Origin of the sequence: Desulfurococcus sp. (assembly GCF_049970475.1) — an archaeon.
Classification (GTDB): Archaea; Thermoproteota; Thermoprotei_A; order Sulfolobales; family Desulfurococcaceae; genus Desulfurococcus; species Desulfurococcus amylolyticus.
Map to the genome: position 1 here is coordinate 1 of NZ_JBMFMW010000063.1, position 7,046 is coordinate 7,046.

The 7,046-nt window shown below is 42.4% G+C and carries 4 protein-coding genes and 1 pseudogene; all 5 read right to left on the minus strand.

Translation table 11 applies throughout. The annotated features are described in order from the left end of the window. Positions 1-1,346, minus strand: a 1,346-nt coding sequence (locus ACP5N5_RS04870; RefSeq protein WP_428133454.1) for an AAA family ATPase, incomplete at its 3' end; no start/stop codon positions are given. A gap of 16 nt (positions 1,347-1,362) precedes the next feature. Next, on the minus strand, positions 1,363-3,402 hold the full coding sequence (locus ACP5N5_RS04875) for an ATP-binding protein (protein ID WP_428133457.1): 2,040 nt from the start codon (positions 3,400-3,402) through the stop codon (positions 1,363-1,365). Between the two features lie 5 nt (positions 3,403-3,407). Further along, on the minus strand, positions 3,408-4,718 hold the full coding sequence (locus tag ACP5N5_RS04880; RefSeq protein ID WP_428133461.1) for a hypothetical protein: 1,311 nt from the start codon (positions 4,716-4,718) through the stop codon (positions 3,408-3,410). Positions 4,719-4,724: 6 nt separating this feature from the next. Then, positions 4,725-5,999, minus strand: a complete 1,275-nt coding sequence (locus tag ACP5N5_RS04885) for a metallophosphoesterase (protein ID WP_048058822.1) — start codon at positions 5,997-5,999, stop codon at positions 4,725-4,727. Between the two features lie 62 nt (positions 6,000-6,061). Further along, positions 6,062-7,046: pseudogene (locus ACP5N5_RS04890) on the minus strand (pyridoxal-phosphate dependent enzyme); the annotation flags it as partial.

Below are 7,046 nucleotides of genomic sequence, written 5' to 3' on the forward strand. Positions count from 1 at the left end.
ATATCCTCTAATTCCTTATAGCGACTAGTTTCTTCTTCCTTCAGCTCCCTTATCTTTTTCCCTACTTCCTCTAATCTTCCTTGGACTTCATCAATTAGTTTAATGCCGTGTTCATGTGGTATCGGCTGGAGGCATAGGGGGCATATCCCCTTGTTTAAGAGATCCCTGTATTTTTCGAGTTGCTTATTTAATTCTTGTTCTTGTCTTGTAAGGTTTTCCTCGTCGGCTTCAAGTCTCCCAAGCCTCATCATTATATCTTCCCTTTTTCTCTTAGCCTCGTTTAATTCTTCCTCAATTTCCTTACGCTTATCTACTAGCTCAGATTCTATGTCTTGTAGCTCCCTTACTTTCCCCTCTATTTCTCTTTCTCTTCTCCTTAATTCTTCTAGTAACTCTGTATAACCAGTCGAAGCATTCTTGCCTAGATTAAGCGCTATTTTAGCTAGTTCGTTTCTCACATCTCTCAGCCTAGCCTCTTGTTTCCTAGCTTGCCCTATCCTGCTCTGTAACTCGCCTATTCTTCGCTCCATATCCCTAAGGCGATTCTGGTGCTCCTTTATTCTTTTATCTAGCTCATCACGCTCTTTTTGCTTCTCCACGAGTATTTTTTCAAGCTCTTTTAACTGCTTTTCTAATCTCTGCTTCTCTTCGAGTAGTTTCTGCTTGTTTTTGTCTTTAAGCTTTTTCTTCAGCCCATCGATTTTATCGGTTAATTCATCTATTTTATCCTTAATCATGTCTCTTACTGCATTGCTATTATTCTTGTACTCCTTGTACTTGTATAGTCCCAGGGATCTCTCTATGATCTCGCCTCTCTCCTCGCTATCTAGACTGAGAATTTCATGTATGTTGAATTGGGGGGCATAGAGCACGCTTGTGAATAGGAGTGGTTTCTCCCTAGCCCTCTCTTTTATCCCGAGGATCTCCCGGATTCTCTTGTTCAATTCTTCTGTTCCGAGAATCAGGCTGTTTACTTTGATCAACTTATCCTCCTTTATGATGTATTCTTCAAGCCTATTCCGGTCAACATTAACCACGCTGTTACTACTTCTCTTGAATTCTCTTTCAACAAGGTATACCCTGCCTTCATGCTCGAATAAGAGTCGTATCCTACCCCTTAATGCATCAGCCCTCAATAGGTCTTTACCTGTTGGATATGCAAATGCCCTAAATGGATCCTTGCCCTCTTTTTGGAGCCCAAATAATGCCGCACTTATAGACATGAGTATGCTTGTTTTACCACTTCCTGTCTCGCCATGTATAACGGTTACCCCTTTCTTAGGGAACACTATGTACTCGTTCTTAAAGCTCCGTATATTTTCAAGCATTAATCCATAAATTCTCATCAGAGAGCCCCCTTAATCACAGGAGAATACTTTTTAGATCCTCCTTGCTGGATTTACCCTTATCCGGTTCACCGGGTTTCTCCTCTATTCTCCTTATATCATCTTCATGCTCAAACCACGCTGGTATATATACTGGTAATGGTTCTTTAATGGGGAGATCCGGCGTATAGAGATATCCCTCTCTATCATTGAGGAATGGAAGGGTTTCAGATGGTACTCCTATATCCTTTAGTAATTCAATATCGCTTCTACTCTTGGTCCTTAATACTATTAGGGTGTTGAAGTTGCCTAGTATCTGCTTCTCGATCATACTGGCAAGTTGCGTTATAGCTATAAGGCCAACGTTGAACTTACGGCCTTCCCTGGCTATCCTGGCAAAGGGGTTGAATGGGTTTTCAACCTTATCAGGGCTTAAATAGAGGGGGGCTTCCTCAGAGACTATGGCCACAACGGGTTTTCTTGCCGACTCTTCAACACCAGCCATCAACCTGTTCTCGAAGATCTTCCTTGAGATGGTTAGAGCAATTAAGTCTGCTTGTTCATTACTAAGTTGCGAGACATCCAGGATGACTATGTTCCCGTTTTCGATGGTGTTAATGATTTCATCTATGTTCATCCCTGGTTCACTAGTAAACACTGCCCCGGGTTCACCAACACTATCAGATTTAACACCATGTATGGATACAATGCTTTTCCAGGGATAATTAAAGTCTCCTGGTTCACCGAGTTCACTAAGTTTTCCAAGGAATTTCACAAGTACCACTGCAAGCGATACAGGATCTTTCAATAACTGGTTAACTTTTACAATACTATTTGAATCATCTATCACGTCTATATAGATGCTCTTCTTACTCATAGTGCTTGTATCAGTGATCTTCTCTCGCCTGATCTTCCATCCCATTATATTCAGGATGTTTCTTCTAATGATCCTGATGTGATGGGTATATATGCCTCTATCGATAAGCATTTTAAAGAGACCCTTCCTATCTTTTCCCTGGGCTCCCCTCTCATATACCACCATGTTAGCGTAGAGTAGTGGTATGAGAGCAATTAAGTTTCCATTCGGCTCGTTATCCGTACTTATGAATACACTACTTATTTTCCTCGCTATTTCATCACCGCTTTTCCCTAATTCATAGAAGATATTAGATATTATGTCGGCGAACTCCTCGAGCATCCCAGTCATTTCTATCCCCATACGTCTCTCAAGCAGAGCCATGAATTCTTTAAGCTCTATACTGCTGGCGTTTAATGGTGACTCAACAAGGCTGAATGTTTCATGGTGATAGCTTTTATCTTTATTGGCGTCTATGCTGGTTGTTAATCGAATCGCCTTAATTTCCACGTTGGAAAGCCATTTATTGTTGCGCAAAGCCGTATTCATATACCATATGAAGCCTTTTCCACCACTATATCCCTCAGTATATTCTCCATGCCTATCTATTATAAGCCATCCTACTTTCTCCTGGGACTCCAACGCGTATCTAATGAGTAATCCTTTCAGGCCGGAGGTTTTACCTGAACCGGTTTGACCAATTATAATAACGTGTTTTCTTAGCATATTCTTCAGGCTTACCTTGAACCCGGCCTCCCTAACATACTTTGATCCGCCATACCAGGTAGTGCCAGCTCTTAGGTATGCTATGGTTGATGTATCGTCTTTTTTCTCGCTTGTAAGCTCGCTGAGGGTCTTCAGTATCTCAAGGGCTTCGGTGTCACTAGGATCCAGGAGAAATACGGGTTGCATTAATCTAGGTGGCCTTCTCGGCTTTAGTAGAGTCGGCTTATTGTTGATACTGGATATCTCAAGGAACAGTGATGCGAGAACCCCCATCTCCTTGGATATATCGGTTAAAACGTTTTGACTTGGAGCCCGTATACTTGCAGGGGTTATAGGTATCCTTCCCTCGTAGCTTACTGTTTGAAGTATGATTGTCCTGTCTCCTTCTTTAACATATAATAGGTCGCCTAGTCCTGGATTATAATCTTGAGATGTAAGGGCCACCCTGATAGTATTGCCCTCCAATTCATATATAAATCCTATCTTAATGGGCATGTAGATCACCTGTAACCATACCTCATTTTCAAGGTAGACTCGAAAACCTGTATTAAGGGATGGTCTTCCCTACCGGTGATGTCATGAAGCTTTACCAGGAATGATTGATATATGATCTTGGCTTTATGCTTATCTATTCTGACCTCCCTATCAACCTCCATGAATCCATAGGGCGGTAATCCCAGGATATTACTCCTTATGGCGAATACTTGTGGAAGAGTATAGTGTATTTTCTCAGCTAAGTGCTCTGCTAGTTTTTCATTGACTTTTACAGTGGGCTTGCTACCTTCATGAATTATATTTAACACGGGCTCCCTAGTATAGTATTCTGCGTGAAATATCTGCTTGAAATCGCCTGATACCGGTATTCTAAAGCTCCATATGCCTCCATCCTGGAATACTATCCTATTAAAAATTCTACTGGCCTCTTCAGCTACATCGACATCGAGCTTGGCGATAATATCCATTAATACATTAGCCGCTGCCCTAGCTGACTCGGAATCAACGTAGCCGTATACACCATTCTCTCGTTTCTCATACTTGTTGAATAAGTTAAAGGCTCTTGCAAGAGTTGTAAACTTCGACGTCTTAGAAATCCCAATAATGGAATCTAAGTGTGTTTCAAGAATAGCTTCATCTAACCCGGAGAGTGTTGAGAATATTCTATATCCACTTATCCGTGCACCTTTAACACTCAACCACCTGATCAATGTACCGTCTACGACGCCTATACAACCAGGTTTCCTACTGATTATCCTTGCGAGGTATCCTATCTCGATTAGTTGTGTGATATAACTGTGGATACGTTTCAGTATACGGGTTTTCCTAGCGATATTCATCCTTGAGCTTGCTAGATCCCTGTTTATTTTCTCCGAGAGTTCACTAGATATTTTATAGGAATCTCTTCCATCTAAAAACAGAGAATACCCTACGGGTTCCATGATGATCTTGAATGATAAATCCATGTCTTCCCTTTTCTCGGCACCAATGCTCGAGTAAACAATGATCGTCTCCGCTAATGGAGCCTCGGGATTACCTAGGTACTCACCTGGAAGAATTAGCTCTCCTTCTTTATTACGTATTAATGCACCAACGTTAACTATCGTAAGCGAGGAGACATCGGTCTCTAAATCCAATCTCCCCGAGTCAACGAATACCACGGGTTTTTCCTGGGATACTAATGGTATATATGCCGCCTTATAGAATTTCTCATATAACCTGTTTCTCTCTCTGACAATTATGTTCTCACGTGATCTTAGGTAATCGCTGTGCATCAGCTTAGCATATTTCTCCAGGATCTCTGAGAAGACATTCAAGTGTTCTCAGCCCCCCTTATAGGATTCCTGGAGAATACTCTTGATTTTCTCATAGAGTTCCTTATAATAGTATCTACCCCTTTCACCTTTTTCTTCGTAGAGTAGCCTCAGGATCTCCTTGATTTTCTCAATGGGGATCCTTAAGCCTAGTTTTCCAGCGTACTCGTTGAGGATTTTCTCTTCAATCTCCTCTATTGATAAACTACCTGTATCTACTTGATGGATGTCGTAGCCTGCGAAAACGTTTTCAACGCCGCTGACTTCAGGGAGTCTTAAGTATACCAGCTTATTATAGCTCCGCTGGATCTCCTGAATAAAGGAACGTAGCTCGTTTACCTGTTCATCCTTTAATCCTTCAACCTTAGCCTCGAATATGAATCCATGGTAATCTGCTCCGTCTTTAACAATACTTGATATGTGCTTCCTTAATTCATCAATACTAATATACGAGGCCTTCTCATACATTATCTTCGGGGATGATTCCAGCTCTACGGCTTCTACCAAGGGAAGATCTCCTTCTAAATCTACCATGAGGAATCTTCTCCTAACTCCTTTCCTCTCAAGTAGTGCTGTTTCCCTTAAGTCCTCAATATTCATGCCTATTGGTGCCCCGGGGTAAGCTATGTTGGATTTGAATTTTCTCTCCTGGGGTATCGGGATATGTATGTGGCCTAGTGCAACATATTTTATCCCAGAAGGCATTATCCTCCACAGTTCATTCTCAACGACATCTATCATACCATATTGCCTGTTGTAATCACGTGGCCTGAAACCAGCAAACTCCACGCTTACGTGTGCTAAGATGATTACATTATTCTCATTATTCTTCTTAACGAATTTCACCCGGTTTTCCTTAATATACTTTGACTCAGCCTGATTCCTGAAACCCGGTACACCATAGAAGTCATAGTCATTTATTCTCAAAGGATAAAGCAACAGGTGCCCCCCTATTTCCTCGTACCTGGTTAACTTGATTAACCCAGCTTCATTAAACAGGTCGAGCACCCCTCTACCGCTTCTAGCATTATCGTGGTTTCCCGGTACAACAACCACCTCTATATTATTATCGCGTAATTGCCTGAGATACCTGGCTACCTCTATCATTAAAGAGTAGCTTACATCATAATGATCGAAGAAGTCACCCGAGATGAGCACAATAGCTTTTTCACGAATAGCTTTCTCCACTAGCTCCTTTAGAACATCTATGTAGAATCTGGCGAGGGGGCTCTCCCTGGAAAGTGAGCACCCTAAGTGTAGGTCTCCTGTATGAATAATCATCATGGATGACACACTCAAGGCAATAATATTTAGGATAGGGAGTGAAAAACCTTATTTGATTAAGACTAGGCTAAAACACCATAGAATTCGCGGGCAGTCTTCCTGAATTCCTCAACATTTGGGTTTATTAATGGGGGTTCCCCGGCTGTTTTCCTAATTATATCAGGATCCTTTAGGCCGTGTCCTGTGACTAGTACCACGATTACTTCATCCCTATCCACCTGTTTCTCCTCAATAGCCTTTATTAGGCCGGCTAAACCGGCTGCACCACTTGGCTCAGCGAATACACCTTCAAGACTAGCCAGCATCTTCATTGAATCCAGTATTTCCTTATCGCTTACAACTACACCGTAACCATTGGTGGTGTATAAGGCCTTTAATCCGGCATCGCCATCCCATGGATAAGTGTCTTCTAGCCCGGTAGCTATTGTATCCGGCGGCTTCTCCCAGGGACGTATATTCATCGGATCAGCCCTTTCTCTCCAAGCCCTTACAAAGGGGTGATTTCCCTCGGGCTGTACAGCTACTAGCTTAGGATACCGGTTTATCCATCCAACCATATTGAAGTCCCTGAACCCGTTGAAGACCCCGGTTAATAGGCTGGCTGCACCGGTTGGTACAAAAACTTGATCCGGAACCATCCATTTCAATTGCTCTACTATTTCCATAGAGATGGTCTTAGGTCCCTCCACCTGGTATGGGTTGAAGACGCCGAAGCTTGGACTCGGGTAGAAGCCGTGTTCCTCATAGAGGATACGCATCATTTTAACCGTGGGATCCTCTGCTTCACTCCATCTAACCTTAAATACTTTGGCTCCATAATAGAGTAATTGGGCTATTTTACCATAGCCAGCGAAATCAGGGACAAATGCATAGTCTTCTATACCGGCTTTAGCCCCATAGGCTGCTAGAGATGCGGCTGCATTACCACTGCTAGCGATCACTGCCTTCTAGAAGCCGAAGTACACGGCCATGGACACAGACACGCTCATTGCTCTATCCATAAAGCTCCCAGTTGGGTACCTTGTTTCAATCTTAAGATACAGGTTT